The organism is Nonomuraea basaltis, assembly GCF_005893125.1.
In the GTDB taxonomy this organism is placed as follows: domain Bacteria; phylum Actinomycetota; class Actinomycetes; order Streptosporangiales; family Streptosporangiaceae; genus Nonomuraea; species Nonomuraea basaltis.
This window is the reverse complement of sequence record NZ_VCJS01000027.1, coordinates 13,684-29,427: the sequence shown is the minus strand read 5'-3', so window position 1 is coordinate 29,427 and position 15,744 is coordinate 13,684. Positions and strand designations below refer to the sequence as shown.

Annotated in this window: 13 protein-coding genes; 2 read left to right on the top strand and 11 right to left on the bottom strand. The window is 71.4% G+C overall.

Features of this window, described 5'->3' with window-relative positions; translation table 11 throughout:
* Positions 1-14 precede the first annotated feature (14 nt).
* From EJK15_RS15495 to EJK15_RS15475, 5 genes are all read right to left on the bottom strand, one after another.
* Positions 15-890, bottom strand: a complete 876-nt coding sequence (locus EJK15_RS15495) for a carbohydrate ABC transporter permease (protein WP_240777000.1) — start codon at positions 888-890, stop codon at positions 15-17.
* Positions 887-1,873 carry an ABC transporter permease gene (locus tag EJK15_RS15490; protein ID WP_138711127.1) on the bottom strand — a complete coding sequence of 329 codons (987 nt, stop codon included), beginning with the start codon at positions 1,871-1,873 and terminating at the stop codon, positions 887-889. Before EJK15_RS15490 ends, EJK15_RS15495 begins: the two co-directional genes overlap by 4 nt.
* Complete coding sequence (locus EJK15_RS15485) at positions 1,870-4,212, bottom strand: beta-xylosidase/alpha-l-arabinosidase (protein WP_138711126.1); 2,343 nt, start codon at positions 4,210-4,212, stop codon at positions 1,870-1,872. The genes EJK15_RS15490 and EJK15_RS15485 overlap by 4 nt, the downstream gene beginning before the upstream one ends.
* 582 nt (positions 4,213-4,794) lie before the next feature.
* Entirely contained in the window at positions 4,795-6,240 is a 1,446-nt protein-coding gene (locus EJK15_RS15480) for an N-acetylmuramoyl-L-alanine amidase (RefSeq protein ID WP_171074324.1), read from the bottom strand.
* 88 nt (positions 6,241-6,328) lie between these two features.
* Entirely contained in the window at positions 6,329-7,354 is a 1,026-nt protein-coding gene (locus EJK15_RS15475; RefSeq protein WP_138711125.1) for a M23 family metallopeptidase, read from the bottom strand.
* 208 nt (positions 7,355-7,562) lie between these two features.
* Between EJK15_RS15475 and EJK15_RS15470 the strand changes: the two genes are divergently transcribed.
* A complete protein-coding gene (locus EJK15_RS15470) occupies positions 7,563-10,529 on the top strand; it encodes an AfsR/SARP family transcriptional regulator (RefSeq protein WP_138711124.1) in 2,967 nt (988 codons plus the stop codon).
* Between the two features lie 149 nt (positions 10,530-10,678).
* On the top strand, positions 10,679-11,170 hold the full coding sequence (locus EJK15_RS15465) for a MarR family winged helix-turn-helix transcriptional regulator (protein ID WP_138711123.1): 492 nt from the start codon (positions 10,679-10,681) through the stop codon (positions 11,168-11,170).
* A gap of 76 nt (positions 11,171-11,246) precedes the next feature.
* On the opposite strand, the gene EJK15_RS15460 is transcribed toward EJK15_RS15465, so the two are convergent.
* The 6 genes from EJK15_RS15460 to EJK15_RS15435 are packed head-to-tail and all read right to left on the bottom strand — an operon-like array spanning position 11,247 to position 15,448.
* A complete protein-coding gene (locus tag EJK15_RS15460) occupies positions 11,247-11,840 on the bottom strand; it encodes a gamma carbonic anhydrase family protein (protein ID WP_138711122.1) in 594 nt (197 codons plus the stop codon).
* Positions 11,841-11,854: 14 nt separating this feature from the next.
* Positions 11,855-12,262, bottom strand: coding sequence for a cupin domain-containing protein (locus tag EJK15_RS15455; RefSeq protein WP_138711121.1), 408 nt, complete (start codon positions 12,260-12,262; stop codon positions 11,855-11,857).
* Positions 12,263-12,272: 10 nt separating this feature from the next.
* Positions 12,273-13,094: a phosphoenolpyruvate hydrolase family protein gene (locus EJK15_RS15450; protein WP_138711120.1), complete on the bottom strand. Its 822-nt coding sequence runs from the start codon at positions 13,092-13,094 to the stop codon at positions 12,273-12,275.
* Entirely contained in the window at positions 13,091-14,326 is a 1,236-nt protein-coding gene (locus EJK15_RS15445) for a Tm-1-like ATP-binding domain-containing protein (protein WP_138711119.1), read from the bottom strand. The genes EJK15_RS15450 and EJK15_RS15445 overlap by 4 nt, the downstream gene beginning before the upstream one ends.
* 1 nt (position 14,327) lies before the next feature.
* Positions 14,328-14,696: a carboxymuconolactone decarboxylase family protein gene (locus tag EJK15_RS15440; RefSeq protein WP_206060864.1), complete on the bottom strand. Its 369-nt coding sequence runs from the start codon at positions 14,694-14,696 to the stop codon at positions 14,328-14,330.
* A gap of 8 nt (positions 14,697-14,704) precedes the next feature.
* Positions 14,705-15,448, bottom strand: a complete 744-nt coding sequence (locus EJK15_RS15435) for an SDR family NAD(P)-dependent oxidoreductase (protein WP_138711117.1) — start codon at positions 15,446-15,448, stop codon at positions 14,705-14,707.
* Positions 15,449-15,744: the final 296 nt, after the last annotated feature.

Genomic DNA, 15,744 nt, shown 5'->3' with positions numbered 1-15,744 from the left:
GGCGTTGGGGAGGGCTAGCCCTTGACCGCGCCGAGCATGACTCCGGAGACGAAGTACCTCTGGACGAAGGGGTAGACCGCGAGGATGGGAAGGACGGTGAGCATGATCGTTACCGACTGGATGTTGGAGGCGGCCTGCCCCACGTCGGAGAGTCCTGCGCCGGCGGACTCGGCGCCGGTGGCCCCGGCGATGAGGTTGCGCAGGTAGATCGTCACCGGGAACAGCTCCTGCTCGTTCAGATAGAGGAAAGCCGTGAACCACGAGTTCCAGAACGAGACCGTGTAGAACAGCACCATCGTGGCGATGACCGCCTTCGACAGCGGCAGCACGATTCGCCACAGGATGCCGTAGGTATTGAGGCCGTCGATGGCGGCGGCCTCTTCCAAGTCGCTCGGCAGGTTCTCGAAGAACGCCTTCATGACCAGGAGGTTGAAGACGCTGATGGCGTTGGGCAGGACGACGGCCCAGATGGAGTTCGTCAGCCCGAGGCCGTTGACCAGCACGTACTGCGGGATGAGGCCGCCGGAGAAGATCATGGTGAAGACTGCCACCCAGATCAGGAACGTGCGGCCCTTGAGGTGCTTCTTCGACAGCACGTACGCGTAGCAGGTCGTCAGCACCATCGCGATGACCGTGGCGACGACGGTGTACACCACGGTGTTGCGGTAGTTCGTCCAGAACATCGGGTCGGAGACCACGATCCGGTACGTCGTGAGATTGAACCCGCGCGGGAGCAGGTTGACCTGCCCGGTGATGATGTAGCGCTCTTCGCTGAACGAGCGGGCGATGATGTTGATGAAGGGATACAGCGTCACGATCACGACGCCGGTCAGGATGACGGCGTTGACCCCTTGGAAGACGCGGTAGCCACGGCTCTTGGCGATCGTCACCACAGGCCCGTCCCAACTGTGCGGCGGGAGATCAGGTTCGCCCCCAGGATCAGGACCACGCCGACCACTGCCTCGAACAGGCCGATCGCGGCGGCGTAACTCAGGTTGCTGGACTCCACGCCCATGCGGTACAGGTACGTGGAGATCACGTCGGCGGTCGGATACGTCAGCGGGTTGTACAACAGCAGGACCTTCTCGAAGCCCGTGCCCATGAACGTGCCGATGTTGAGGATCAGCAGCGTGATCGCCGTGGGACGCAGGCCCGGCAGGGTGACGTGCCAGATCTGCCGCCACCGGGTGGCGCCGTCCATCCGGGCCGCCTCGTAGAGCTGGTCGTCGATGGTGGTCAGCGCGGCCAGGTAGAGGATGGTTCCCCAGCCGACGGTCTGCCAGACCTCCGACGAGACGAAGATCGTGCGGAACCACTCCGGTTTCTGCATGAACGCGGTGGCTTCCCCGCCGAACGCCTTCACCATCTGGTTGACCGGCCCGTCGATGGCCAGCATCTGCATGACGATGCCGGCCACGATGACGATCGACAGGAAGTGCGGCAGGTAGGACACCGACTGCAGGAACCGCTTGATCTTCCGGTTGCGCACCTCGTTGAGCAGCAGCGCCAGCACGATCGGCAGCGGCCAGCAGAACAGCAGGGTCAGCCCGCCGAGGACCAGCGTGTTCTTGAACACGTTCCAGAACGTCGGGTCGCCGAGGAACATCTTCACGTACCGCAGGCCCACCCAGGACTCGCCGAACATGCTGCCGCCGGGCTCGAACTTGCGGAAGGCGATCACGTTGCCGATCATCGGGGCGTACCGGAAGATCGCGAAGAACAGCAGGGGCAGGAGCACCAGCGAGTACAGCCGCCAGTCCCGGCGGATCGCGTGCCGCCACGTTCCCGGCTTCGCGCGCCTGCGGCGGCCGATCTCCGGCTTGACCGGGCGCGTGCCCGGTGGCGGGTTGTCCAGCGTCCTGGTCGTGCTCATCCCGCTCCCTCCGGTGTGACACGAGCCCGCGCCAGCAGCTGCCTGTGGTAGCCGGCCTCGCGCTCGGCGCCGGTCAGGCGCAGCGGCAGAGCCGCTGCCGTCTCGGCGCTGGAGCGGCCGAAGCGCAGCTCGACGTCGCCGGGCTCGACGATGCGCCGGCCGCGCACCCCGGTGAACGAGGTGACGTCGGCCGGGACCGTGAAGCTCGCGCGGGCGGCCTCCCCGGGCTCCAGCGGGACCCGGACGTAGCCGACCAGGCGGACCACCGGCCGCGTCGTCTGCGCGACCGGGTCGTGCAGGTACAGCTGCACGACCTCGGTGCCGGGCCGCGATCCGGTGTTGCGCACCGTGACCTCGACGCTGATCTCGCCGTCGACCGGCCAGACGGCCGGTCCGCGCGCGTCGCTCCACTCGAAGGTCGTGTAGCTCAGCCCGTGCCCGAACGGGAACGCGGGCGTCGGGTCCACGGACGACACGTCAGAGCGGCGTCCGAGCGGCGGCGACAGGTACGTCGACGGCAGCCCACCGGCGTCACGGGGCACGCTGACCGGCAGCCGCCCGGACGGGTTCACCGCGCCGGTGAGCACCTCCGCCAGCGCCTGGGCGCCCCGCTGGCCGGGGAAGAAGCCGTAGACGACGCCCGCGGCCGCGTCGGCCTCCTCCCCCAGCGCGTACGGCCGCCCGGCGAGCAGCACCAGGACCACGGGGGTGCCGGTGGCGAGCACGGCCCGGACGAGCTCGGCCTGCACGCCCGGCAGTCGCAGGTCGGCGGCGTCGCAGCCCTCGCCGGACGTGCCGCGCCCGAACAGCCCCGCCCGGTCCCCGACGGCGACCACGCACACGTCGGACTCGGCGGCTGCGGCGGCCGCCGCGGCGATGCCGGAGGTGTCGTCGCCGGTGATCTCGCAGCCGGGCGCGTACGTGAGGTCCGGGACCAGCCGGGCGAGCTCCTCGCGCAGCGACGGGATTTCGACCCCGAGCCCGTGCTCGGGGTGCGGGCCCACGTGCGCGGGAAAGGTGTAGCAGCCGAGCATCGCCATCGGGTCGTCGGCGACCGGGCCGACGATGGCGACGCGCCGGCCTGCGGGCAGCGGCAGGATCCCGCCGGTGTTCCGCAGCAGGACGACGGACTCCCGTGCCAGGCGCAGGGCGATGTCCTGGCCGGTCTCGTCGTCGAGGCGGAGCTCCTCGACGTCCTCGGGCAACGGCTGCCAGTCCGCGTCGAGCAGGCCGAGCTCGGCCTTCTGCGCCAGCACCCGGTGCAGCGCGCGGTCGATCAGCGACTCGGGGACCTCTCCGGCCTTGACCGCCTCGATCAGCGGGGCGCCGAACGCGTCAACGGTGGGCAGCTCGACGTCGATCCCGGCCCGCAAGGCCAGCCCGGCCGCGTCCCCCGCCTCCGCGGCGACGCGGTGCAGGCGCTGCAGGAACCGGACCGCGAAGTAGTCGGAGACGACCGTGCCGGAGAAGCCCCACTCGTCCCGCAGCAGCCCGGTCAGCAGGCCCTCGTCGGCGGCCACCGGGACGCCGTCGATCTCGGCGTACGAGTTCATCACCGACCGGGCGCCGCCCAGGCGCAGGGCCATCTCGAACGGCGGCAGGACGGTGTCGGCCAGCTCCCGGCGCCCCATCGGCACGGGGGCCAGGTTGCGGCCGCCGCGGGAGGCGGCGTACCCGGCGAAGTGCTTCAGCGTGGCGACGACCCCGGCGCCCTCGATCCCGCGCACGTACGCGGCGCCGACCGTCCCGACCAGGTACGGATCCTCGCCGATCGTCTCCTCGGTACGGCCCCAGCGGTAGTCCCTGGTCACGTCGAGCACCGGGGCGAGGCCCTGGTGGACGCCCGCGGCCCGGAGGGACCTGCCGACCTGCCCGGCCATCTCCTCGACCAGGTCGGGGTCGAAGGACGCCCCCCAGCTCAGCGGCGCCGGGTACACGGTCGCCCGCCAGGCGGCGAACCCGGTCAGGCACTCCTCGTGCACCTGGGCCGGGATCCCGAACCTGCCGGCGGCCATGATCTCGGTCTGGGAGGCGGCCAGCGAGCGGGCGCCGGCGACGGGATCGACCGGCGCGGTCCCGAACGGGCGGGTCAGCTGGCCCAGCCCGTTGCCGATGACCGTGCTCCAGTCCGCGCCCGTCATCTCGGACTGGTGCGGCGCGACGCCTCCCCCTGAGGCATCGGCGCCGACCCACACGCCGACGAGCTGGGCGACCTTCTCTTCCAGCGTCATGTGCGGGATGAGCGCCGCGGCCCGCTCGGCGGGCTGCAGCCGCGGGTCCTGCCACGGCGGGCTCTCGCCGGACGCGGGGCTCGTGTCACTTGGTATCTGACCCCTCATGCCATCCTTTCGGCCAATGACGGCGTCATCCCACGTTGCCAGCGGGAACCGTCACGCTGGGGGACACCGAAACTTTCGAGAAGATCCGTTAATATTGCGGCAACTTAGGGGTCGCAATCGGACGTGTCAAGAGGCGCACCCACCGTTACGTTGCTGACCTCGTCAAGGACGTTCTCCCGGGTCACAGCCCCAAGAGCGTTCTGGGTGGCGCTAAGTTTCCAGAAAGTTTCGGTTACCTGAGCGGGGCACACCGATGACAAGTTGCCGCCCGGGCCGCTGCGGGGCGCGGAAAGTCACGTCGTCCCGCTGAGCGATTCCGCGGCGGGCCCCTCTTGAGCCGCACGCGAATGTTCGCGTTAACATCTACCTGTCGATCGTCTGTCCGGAGATGAAACTTTCACGGGTGCATCGCCAAGCCGGGCTCACCGGAATTCCCTTTGCGAGACGCGAGGTGCGCTATTCCGGCTTGGGCATGACTGTGAACGTCTACAGCGGGTGTCGATGGCCGTCCTCGCTGTGCCTCGCGCGGCACGCGCGTGCGCCGGCCGGTCCTGCTGGACCGGCCGGCGCTTGGACGGGGAACTATCCGCAGTGCTCGAAGGGGCTGTCGTAGGTGGCCGAACCGGCCTTGCCGCCCCACTTGACGCACTTGCCGGCCGCGGAGGCGCGTACCGGGCCCGCGTAGTAGGCGAAGTTGCCGCTGTCGGTCACCCGCGTCTTGCCCTCCACCTCCAGGTAGGCGCTGGCGGCGGTGGCCGTGCCGAGCGACGTCTTCTTGATCGTGGCCACGCAGTTGCCGCCGTTGCCCGTGTTGTACAGCAGGTGGACGGTGCCCGCCGTGCCCAGCGGCGCGGAGTCGATCACCTTGTATCCGGCGCCGCACACCGACTCGGGCGTGTGCGGGTTAGGGGTGCCGCCGCCACTGCCGCCGGTGACGTACTGCATGTATTTGGTCCAGTTCCAGTGCGGGCCCGGGTCGGTGTGGTCGACGCCGGGGACCGCGTTGTGGCCGACGATGTTGGCCCGGGTCTTGGGGATGCCGTACCGGTCGGCGATGTTGCGGGTCAGCGCGGCCGAGGAGCGGTACATCGCGTCGGTGAACCACGTCGCGTTGTCCACGAAGCCCTCGTGCTCGATGCCGACCGAGCGCCTGTTGTAGCTGCCGGCGTGGAAGGCCCGGTTCTTCTCCCTGACCATCTGGGTGACGGCGCCGTCGGAGGAGCGGACGACGTAGTGGGCCGAGACGTTGGCGCTGGGATTCTGGAACCATGAGATCGTCCCGGCGTACGAGCCCTGCGTCACGTGGATGACGATCTTGTCGATCTTGTCACTGGTCGGCCGGTTGGAGACGGCGTAGTTGCCGCTGTTCGCCGGCACCCAGGCGGCGCCGGGGTAGTCGGTGTTCGCCGCTAGCGTGCTGGGCGCGTCCAGGTCCTTGGCCTTGGCGTACGGGCCGCGCTCGGGCTGGACGGCACGCGGCGGCACCGTGACGGTCTCGCCATCGGGGGTGGTGGCGCTCACGCCCTTGGCCATCAGGTCGTAGACCGTGTCGGCGTACAGGCGGGCCACGTCCGCGGAGGAGGCGTTGCCGTACTTGGCGACGGCCTCGTACCACTTGCCCGCGTCCTTGCGGGCGGCGGCGCTCAGCCCGAGGTCGTCGGCGTAGGCGCGGAGCACGGCGGCGCCGCCGGCGATGTTGGCCGCGTCGTCGCTCTTCAGCTTCGAGACGGGCTGGTCGGTCAGCGTGGCCGCGCGCTCCAGGGTGCGCGTGCTGGGGTTGCTGACCAGGTGCATCACGCCGTAGCCGCCGCTCATGCTGGGCTCGCCGTCGTGTCCGTCCAGGTGGGTCTCGGCGTAGGCGAGCGACACCAGCAGGTCGCGGGGCACCTCGTACGTGGTGGCCGCGCCGGCGAACGCGTCGGCCATGGGGTCTGCGGCCGCGTTGGCGGCCGGCTGCCCCATGAGCAGCGAGAGGGGGATCAGCGCGCCGGTCAGCAGCGCTGCTGAGCGGCGGAATCGGGGGTGCACAGTTTTCTCCTCGGGAAAGTTCCTGGGTGGCACGCGCGAATGGGAGCGGCCGCCGCACACAGGAGGGGGAGCGGCGGCCGCCCCGGTCTCAGTCGCAGTGCTCGAACGGGCTGGTGTACGTGGCCGAACCGGCCTTGCCACCCCACTTGACGCACTTGCCGGACGCGGCGGCACGTACCGGCCCCGCGTAGTAGGTGAAGCTGCCGCTGTCGGTCACCCGCGTCTTGCCCTGCGGCTCCAGGAAGGCGCCGGCGGCCGTGGCCTTGCCCAGCGACGTCTTCTTGATCGTGGCCACGCAGTTGTTGCCGTTGCCGGAGTTGTACAGCAGGTACGCGGTGCCCGCCGAGCCCAGCGGGGCCGAGTCGATCACCTTGTAGCCGGTGCCGCACACCTTCTCCGGCGTGTGCGGGTTGGTGCCGCCGCCACCGCCACCGCAGGCGTTGTTGGAGGTCAGCGTCTGGTTCGGGTAGCCGAAGGTGACGCCGTTGAAGACGGCCTTGCGGATGTTGCCGGGGTATCCCTCGCCCTGGCGCACCTCGAAGTGCAGGTGCGGGCTGATGTTGTTGCCGGGCTTGCTGGTGTTGCCCACCGTGCCGATCTTCTGGCCCTGCGAAACACGGGCGCCGGCGGCGACGGAGCGCACGGTCAGGTGCGCGTAGTACGTCGTCCAGCCGCCCCCGTGGTCGATCTTGACCAGGTTGCCGAAGCCGTTCGCGGAGCCCTGGTGGGCGGAGATGACGACGGTGCCGGCCGCGGCGGCGGAGACGGTGTCACCGCGATCGGCGTCGGCCGTGCTGCCCCGGTTGAAGTCGATCTCGTACGCGCGGTGGGCGCTGCTGTTGCTGGAGTTGCCCGTCCAGCGCTGTCCGCACGGGAAGGGCAGCTGGAGGCGCGGCGCGGCCAGGGTCGACACCGGCGGGACCTCGACAGTGTTCGCCGGGTCGTTCGGGTCCCGCGTGGCAGTCGGCGCGGGAGTCGGCGTGGGCGCCGGCGTCGGAGCGGCCTGGGCCGCGGCCGGCTGCGCCGCCGTGATGGGTCCCGCCGAGGCGGCCTGGCCGGACATGACACCGGCGAACAGGACGAACCCCACCGTAAGCACCCCTCTGGGTCTCATACGGATCCTTTCTGCGCGCGCCCAGGAACGAATGTCCCGACCGGCGCGCGAATGGTCTGCTGGATCTCTCGAAGCGCTCTTGCTGGGGACCAAGATTGGGAGTCCGGCATACAAAGAACATCCAAAATCGGTATAAAGGCTCAGCCAGCTAGAACGACGACCCGACGAATTGGTGCAACGCCTCCAGCGAGGAGTAGGTGCGTTCGTAGTGGTTGACCAGCCGAATTTCGGCATTCTCGGGCCTTTACGGGTCCGGACGCCGGATCAGAATGTCCGCATCGCCGGCAAGAAGCCCAGGCTGCTGCTGGCCTCTCTGCTGCTCGAGGCGAACCAGGTGGTCGGCTCGGACGTGCTCATCGAGGTGCTGTGGCCGGCGAACCCGCCGTCGTCCGCCCTGGCCAACCTGCGGACCTATGTGAGCTCGCTGCGCGGCCCCGTGGGCGAGGCGGGGGCCCGGATCGTGGCCCAGCCCTCCGGCTACGCGGTCGAGCTGGGGACCGAGCAGTTCGACGTGCTGCTGTTCGAGGACCTGGTGGTCAGGGCCCGGGCGGCGGGGCGCACCGGCGAGGCGGCCGGGCACCTGCGCGACGCGCTGGCGTTGTGGCGCGGCAACCCGCTGAACGACCTGCCCGCCAGCCCGCTGTGGGACGGGCGGCTGCGCTCGCTCACGCAGGAGCGGCTGAGCGCGGCCGAGGAGCTGGTCGCGACGAAGATGGCCCGCGAGGAGTACACCGCCGCGATCGATGACCTGCGCACGCTGATCGGCGAGCACCCGTACCGGGAGGATCTGTGGCAGCAGCTGATCCTCGCCCTGCACCGCGGCGGCAGGCGGGCCGAGGCGCTGCACGCGTACACGACGATCCGGCAGCAGCTCGTCGACGAGCTCGGCGTCGAGCCGGGGCAGGACCTGCGCGACGCGCATGCCGCCGTCCTGGCCGACGAGCCACCGCCGGACCCTGTGGAGACCGCCCCCGCCCAGCTCGGAGCCGCGCCGGCCCCGAGCCCGCCGGGACTCCCCCAGAGCCTGCCCGTGCCCGCCCCGGGCGAGCCGGTTCGCGGCCGCGCCGTGCCCGTGCCTCATCAGCTGCCGGCCGACGTGCCGGACTTCACCGGCCGGGACGAGGCGGTCGCCACCCTGACCCGGGCCCTGTCGCCGGCGCAGGCGCGGCTGGACGGGCCGCCGTCGATCGCCGTGGTGGTGGGGCCGCCCGGGGTGGGCAAGTCGGCACTTGCCGTGCACTGCGCGCACGCCGTGCGCGCTGGCTACCCCGAGGGGCAGCTGCACCTGTGCCTGGACGGCACCGGCCCGGCCCCCGCCGATCCCGGCGACCTGCTGGCCGAGGCGCTGCGGGCCCTGGGGGTGGGCGAGGCGGCCCTGCCCGTCTCGGTGCACGAGCGGGCCACGCTGTACCGCTCGCTGCTGGCCGAGCGGCCCATGCTCGTCTTCCTCGACGACGCCGCCGACGCCGCCCAGGTACGGCACCTGCTGCCCGGCAACGGCTGCGCGGTGGTCGTGACGAGCCGCCGGCGCATCACCGAGCTGCCCGGTGCGCTGCTGCTCGAACTCGACGTGCTGTCGCCGGCGGAGAGCGAGGAGCTGCTGGGCAGGATCGCCGGCGCCGAGCGGGTGGCCGCCGAGCGGGAGGCCGCTCTGGCGATCCTGGCCTCGTGCGGCTACCTGCCGCTCGCGGTGCGGGTGGCGGGAGCGCGCCTGGCCGGGCGGCCCGGCTGGTCGCTGCGCGTGCTCCAGCAGCGGCTGGCGGACGATGCGAGCAGGCTCGACGAGCTGCGCGCCGGCGACCTGGAGGTACGCGCCTCCTTCGACCTGAGCTACCGGCGCCTGCCCGGCGACGCGGCCCAGGCCTTCCGCACGCTCGGTCTGCTCGGCCCGGGGACCGTGCCCGGCTGGGTGGCCGACGCCGTGCTCGACCGGCACCGCTCGGACGCCGTCGTCGACACGCTGGTGGACGTGAGCCTGCTGCGCCTGGTCGGGACCGACCCCCTCGGCCAGCCCCGCTACCGGCTGCACGACCTGGTCCGCTGCACCGCCAGGGAGAAGGCCGGCGGCGAGGTGGAACGCCAGGCGCTCACCCGGGTGCTCGGCGGCTGGATGACCGCCGCCGAGCACGCCACGACGCGCCTGCCGACCACCCTGTTCAGCATGACGTCCGAGGCGGCGCCCCGGTGGAGCCTGGAACGCGACACCCTCGGCCGGCTGACGGCCGACCCGCTGTCGTGGTTCGACGCCGAGCGGGAGTCGCTCGTGGAGGCGGTGCGGCTGGCGGCCCGCACGGGGCTGGCGCAGTCGGCGTGGGGGCTCGCCGCGACGCTCGTCCCGTACTTCGACCTGCATTGCCGTTTCGACGAGTGGCAGCTCACCCACCGCGTCGCCCTGGACAGCGCCCGCGCGGCCGGCGATCGGCGCGGCGAGGCGGCCATGCTGCGCGGCCTCGGCCAGGTGTGCCTCTACCAGGACCGGTACGCCGAGGCCGGCGAGATGTTGCGGCGCGCCCGGGTGATCTTCCGTGAGCTGGGCGACCCGCGGGGCGAGGCGATCTCGATCTGCGGGCTGGGGGCGGTCAACCAGTTCTCCGGCCGGCATCTCCATGCGCTGGGGTATTTCCGGCACGCCCTGGCCATGTTCCTGGCGGTGGGCGACGCGAGCGGGGAGGCGTACGCGCGGCAGGCGATCGGCCGGGTGTACCTGTCCCTTCAGGACCTCGGCCAGGCCTCCCGGTGGCTCGGGGAGGCGCTGCGGCTGGCCGGGGAGCTCGGCGACGCCCATCGCGAGGGGTGCGTGTCCATGCAGCTCGGCCGCCTGCACGACCTGGTGGCCGAGCCGGACGAGGCGATGCGGTTCCAGGGGCGGGCGCTGGACATCTTCGAGACGCTCGGCGACCGGCACTGCTCGGCGTACGCCCTGCAGGGGCTGGGCGGGCTGCGGGCGGCGCAGGGTGACCGGTCACACGGCTCCGACCAGCTCCAGCAGTCGCTGGCGATCTTCCAGCAGCTCGGCGACCGGAGCGGCGAGGCCGACACGTTCCAGACGCTCGGCGAGCTGTACCGCTCGGCCGGGCGTGCCGCGCTGGCCTCGCACTACCTGCACCGCGCCGTCGAGCTGCGCCGGGAGCTGCGCGACGGCGCGGAGCGGCGGCTCAGCGCGTCATCCTCATGATGATCGACCGGTTGACGATGTCCCAGCCCAGCCGTCGGCCAGATAGTCGGAGTGCGGCCTGCGGCAGGGCTCGCCCCTTGAGCCGGGCTTGAAGCATCAAGTGCTCAAACGGGCGCGATCACTTGACGGCTCAAGTTAGAGTGGACGTCATGGACGCACCGCAAGAGCCGCGCTGGCTGACCAGTGAGGAGATGGACTCCTGGCTGGCGCTGGTCAGCGTGATGATCAGGCTGCCGGCCGCACTGGACGGGCAGCTGCAGCGCGACGCCGGCATCAGCCATTTCGAGTACCAGGTGATGGCGAGGCTGTCGATGACCTCCGAACGCACCACGCGCATGAGCGAGCTGGCGGCGCTCGCCGACGGGTCGCTGTCGCGCCTGTCCCACGTGGTCAAGCGGCTGGAGAAGCGCGGCTGGGTACGCCGCACGCCGGACCCGGACGACGGCCGCTACACCCTGGCCATCCTCACCGAAGAGGGATGGAAGAAGGTCGTCGAGACCGCCCCCGGGCACGTGGACGCGGTACGCCGTTTCGTCTTCGACCCGCTCACCAAGACGCAGATCCGGCAGCTGCGCGACATCGGGCAGCGCGTCACCCGCGCCATCGACCCCGAGGGCCCTTTTCCCAGTGCCGCAGGATGACCACCCCGCCGCCGCGCTCTGGCGTCGTAGTCGTCAGCCGCCGGTGCGTCGGGAGGCGAGGTGGAAGTTCGGCGCCCTAGTCGAGCGGGCGGTCGTCCTGGTGGGCGGCGTAGAACTCCGCCTGGCGCGCCATGATCTCGCGCATCGGCGTGCCGCGCGGCACGCCGTACACCGTGCCGGGAAAGTCCAGGCCGCGCTGCACCTCCCACAGCTCGTCGTGCCGGTCGGGAGAGAACAGCTCGGCCGGGTCGCCGGCGGCGACCCAGCCGATCGGGAGCACCGTTCCCGGGGCGAGCCGGGAGTTGGCGTGCAGGACGCTGTTGATGCGCAGCTCCGCTCCGGTGCCCACGACGGCGCCGGGAAAGGCCGAGGCGCCCGTCGCCAGGAACACCTCGTCCTCCAGCCTCGCCCCGTTGACGTGCGCGTGCGGGCCGACGAGCACGGCGTCGCCGATCAGCGCCGGGTGGAGGGCGCGGCCGCGGACGAGGGCGTTCTCCATGATCACGACGTCGGCGCCGACGCGGACCTCCCCGTCCTCGGCGGTCAGGACAGCGCCGTGCAGGATGCGGGCGCGGTCGCCGAGGACGACCGCGCCGCACAGGACGGCCGAGGGGGCCACGTACGCCGACTCGGGGACGACCGGGCGCCGGCCGCGATGTTCGAGCAACATCTGAAGAGCTTACGTCAGGCCTGGCGCCACTCCGCGACGCTGCCCGCGTCGTGCAGTTTGAGGTCGGGCGCGGCCTCCAGCGCCTTCTCCTCTCCCCCGGGCGTGTACGTGACGATCAGGCGCAGCGGCCGCCAAGTCGTGTTGTACGTCGAGTGGTAGGCGCCTATCGGGATGTGCACGGTGTCGCCCTCCTTGATCGTGAACTCCTCGCCGTCGTCCACCATCTGGCGCCCCTCGCCCGAGATCACGTAGATGATCTCCTCGGCGTTGGGGTGGTTGTGGCGGGCGTGCCCCTTGCCGGGGTTGACGATGACCTCGCCCAGGGTGCTGCTCGCCCCCGGGATGGCCGACGGGGTGACGAACCACTTGATGGACCCCCAGTCGAAGGCCATCGTGGGCACGTTGTCGGGGCTGACGTGCATGGCGGCTCCTTCAGAAGGCGATCGACTTGAACGATCGGACCTGCTCGGTGATGGCGCGCTCGGTCGGCAGCCGCTCGACGGACGAGGCGCCGAAGAAGCCGGCGACGCCCTTGGTGCGCGACAGGACGTACGCGGCGTCGTCAGGCTCGGCGATCGGGCCGCCGTGGCAGAGCACGAGCACGTCGGGCCGTACGGCGACCGCCGCGTCCCGCATGGCCTGCACCCGCTCGGCGGCCTGGTCCAGGGTGAGCGCGGTGCCGGCGCCGATGCTGCCCTTGGTGGTCAGCCCCACGTGCGGCACCAGCACGTCGGCGCCGGCCTCGGCCATGGCCCGCGCCTGGTCCTCGTCGAAGACGTAGGGGGCGGTGACGAGCTCGCGTTCGCGGGCCAGCCGGATCATCTCGATCTCCAGGTCGTAGCCCATGCCGGTCTCCTCCAGGTTCTGGCGGAAGGTCCCGTCGTACAGGCCCACGGTCGGGAAGTTCTGGACGCCCGCGAAGCCCATGGCTTTGAGCTGGTCGAGGAAGAGCGGCATGACGCGGAACGGGTCGGTGCCGCAGACCCCGGCGAGCACGGGCGTGTCGCGGACGACCGGCAGCACCTCGGAGGCCATCTCGACGACGATCTGGTTGGCGTCGCCGTACGGCAGCAGCCCGGCCAGCGAGCCGCGGCCCGCCATCCGGTAGCGGCCCGAGTTGTAGATGATGATCAAGTCGACGCCGCCGGCCTCGGCGCATTTGGCCGACAGGCCGGTGCCGGCGCCCGCGCCGACGATCGGCCGGCCGGCGGTGACCGTGGCGCGGAGCCTGTCGAGGACGTCCTGCCTGTTCACGAGGCACCTCCGGAGATCAGGTGGTGGAGCCTTTCGGCCATGGCACGGCCGAAGGCGGGGTCGTTGATGTGCAGGTCGAGGTCCTCGATGGCGACCGGGGAGCCGCGCAGGCCCTCCTCCATGGCCTCGAAGCAGGCCGTGTCGGCCTTCGGGTCGGCGAAGGCCGCGCCGGGCGCGTCGAGGGCGGAGACCCCCTGGCGGGGCACGAACAGCGCGGCCGGCCCGGTCGCGGCCCGCAGCTTGGCGGCCACGCGGCGGCCGAGCTCACGCATCTCGTCGGGCGTGGTGCGCATCAACGTCACGGTCGGGTTGTGGACGTAGAGGAGGCGGTCGGCGAAGGGCGCGGGCACGGTGTCGCGGGGGCCGAAGTTGACCATGTCGAGCGCGCCCGGCGCGACGACCTGCGGCACGCCGTGCGCGCCGGCCGCGGTGAGCCGCTCGGGCCCGGCCGACAGGACGCCGCCCACGAGGTCGTCGGCCAGCTCGGTGGTGGTCAGGTCGAGCACGCCGGCCAGCATCCCGCTGGCCGCGAGCCCTTCGAGCGCCCGGCCGCCCGAGCCGGTCGCGTGGAAGACGAGCACCTCGTAGCCGAGCTCGTCCAGCCGCTCGCGGGCGGCGTCCACGGCCGGGGTGGTCACCCCGAACATCGACGCGCCGATCAGCGGCCGGTCCGGGGCGCCCGCGGTCAGCGCGGCCTTGGCGAGCTGGTGCGACCTGGCCATCCCGGCGGCAGCGGCGGCGGCGTTGCCGAGGATGGCGCGGGAGACGCGGTTGATGCCCGCGATGTCGACGACGCTGTACATCAGCGTGACGTCCTTCGCCCCGACATAAGGGGAGACGTCGCCGGCGGCCATCGTGGACACGATCAGCTTGGGCAGGCCGATCGGCAGGTCGCGCACGGCCCGCGCGGCGATCGACGAGCCGCCGCTGCCGCCCAGCGCCAGCACGGCGTCGACGCGGCGGTCGGCGTGCAGCCCGGCCAGGATCGCCGCCGCGCCCTCGCCCATGGCGGTCACGGCTGCGCCGCGGTCGCCCCCCTCCTTGAGGGCCCGCAGGTCACTTCCGGCCGCCTCGGCGACCCGCTGATTGGAGACGTCGACGAGGAAGCCGTGGTCGCCGACGCCCGCGTCGACCACGATCACGTCGCTGCCCAGCTCCACGAGCCGGTTGCGCAGCCACGCGTACTCCTCGCCCTTGGTGTCGAGCGTGCCGATCAGTACGACGGACGGCATGTCATGCCACACCTCTCTGCTCGAAGACCTTCTTGGCCACGTTGAGTGCGTTGATCGCCCTGGGGAACCCCGCGTACTGGACGCAGTGGATGATCACCTCGACGATCTCCTCCGGGGTGAGCCCCACGTTGAGCCCGGCGTTGATGTGCCCGGTGAGCTGCGGTTCGACGCCGCCGATGTTGACCAGGGACGCGATCGAGGCGATCTGCCGCTGCGTGAGGTCCAGGCCGGGACGCGAGTAGATCTCGCCGAAGTTGAACTCCACGCCGTAGCGGCCCAGGTCGGAGCCGGGCCCCGACAGGGCGGCGAGCAGCCGGTCGGCCGCGCCTTCGCCGTAGACCTCGTCGTACTTGGCCCTGCCCCGCTCCATGTCACCCATTAGATCCCGTGCCCTCCGTCCTGGGGCAGGATGACGCCGGTCAGGTACGCGGCCGAGGGCAGGCAGAAGTGCACGATGCTCTCCGCCAGGTCCTCGGGGCGACCGAGGGTCTTGGTGGGGATCTGGGCGAGCAAGGCCTCGCGCCCCTCGGGCGTGTCGCGGTCGCGGCCGGGCGTCTGCTGGGCGCCGGGGGCGATGCAGTTGACCGTGATGCCGTCGGTGGCGTACTCGATGGCCAGGGCCTTGGTCAGGCCGACCACGCCGGCCTTGGCGGCGGCGTAGCCGGTGGCGTGCCTGACGAGGCGGCCGCCGCGCAGGGCGGCGATGGAGGCGATGTTCACGATGCGGCCGCCGCCGCGTTCCAGCATCGACGGTACGACGGCGCGGGTGACGTTGAAGACGCTGGTCAGGTTGACGTCCACCATGCGGCGCCACTCGTCGGCTGTCATTTCATGAAATTTCCGGACCATGCCGCCGCCGGCGTTGTTGACCAGGATGTCCACACCGCCCCACGCCTCGACCGCCTGGCCGATCGCGGCCTGCGTGGCCTCCAGGTCCGTGATGTCGGCCTTCAGCTCCAGGGCCGCGCGCCCGGTCGCCCGGACGGCGTCGCCGAACAGGTCCAGGCCCTGCACGTCCAGCCCCGCGACGTCGCACCCCTCCCTGGCCAGCACCTCGGAGAACACCTTTCCCATGGCACCGCCCGCGCCGGTGACGACGGCCTTCTTGCCTGCCAACCTCATGACTCCACCTTTCACTTGAGCGCGCGGCGGTCATCTCCTGGATCAACTGTCACCGGATGAAGCCGGTGACTTGCTCTCACGGTCCCGTCTGGCTGAAGGGAGGCCGGTAGCGTGTGGCTGGTTGACAACAGCCCAGCCCGCAGCGCCGCGTGCGGCGATGTTGCGGGCCGCGATGTGATCGGTGTGCCCAGCGAGGCCACACCCGGTGCAGGCGAACCGGCCCCGCGCCGGCCGATTCGCCTTGGCGACACACCCGCATCGTCGTCGCGCGGGGCTCGAAGACCGGCCGGGCGCCA

Excerpts from the sequence above, each read along its gene's own strand:
- EJK15_RS15490 (WP_138711127.1), bottom strand. The coding sequence starts at position 1,873 with ATGAGCACGACCAGGACGCTGGACAACCCGCCACCGGGCACGCGCCCG.
- EJK15_RS15485 (WP_138711126.1), bottom strand. The coding sequence starts at position 4,212 with ATGAGGGGTCAGATACCAAGTGACACGAGCCCCGCGTCCGGCGAGAGC.
- EJK15_RS15475 (WP_138711125.1), bottom strand. The coding sequence starts at position 7,354 with ATGAGACCCAGAGGGGTGCTTACGGTGGGGTTCGTCCTGTTCGCCGGT.
- EJK15_RS15465 (WP_138711123.1), top strand. The coding sequence starts at position 10,679 with ATGGACGCACCGCAAGAGCCGCGCTGGCTGACCAGTGAGGAGATGGAC.
- EJK15_RS15460 (WP_138711122.1), bottom strand. The coding sequence starts at position 11,840 with ATGTTGCTCGAACATCGCGGCCGGCGCCCGGTCGTCCCCGAGTCGGCG.
- EJK15_RS15455 (WP_138711121.1), bottom strand. The coding sequence starts at position 12,262 with ATGCACGTCAGCCCCGACAACGTGCCCACGATGGCCTTCGACTGGGGG.
- EJK15_RS15445 (WP_138711119.1), bottom strand. The coding sequence starts at position 14,326 with ATGCCGTCCGTCGTACTGATCGGCACGCTCGACACCAAGGGCGAGGAG.
- EJK15_RS15440 (WP_206060864.1), bottom strand. The coding sequence starts at position 14,696 with ATGGAGCGGGGCAGGGCCAAGTACGACGAGGTCTACGGCGAAGGCGCG.
- EJK15_RS15435 (WP_138711117.1), bottom strand. The coding sequence starts at position 15,448 with ATGAGGTTGGCAGGCAAGAAGGCCGTCGTCACCGGCGCGGGCGGTGCC.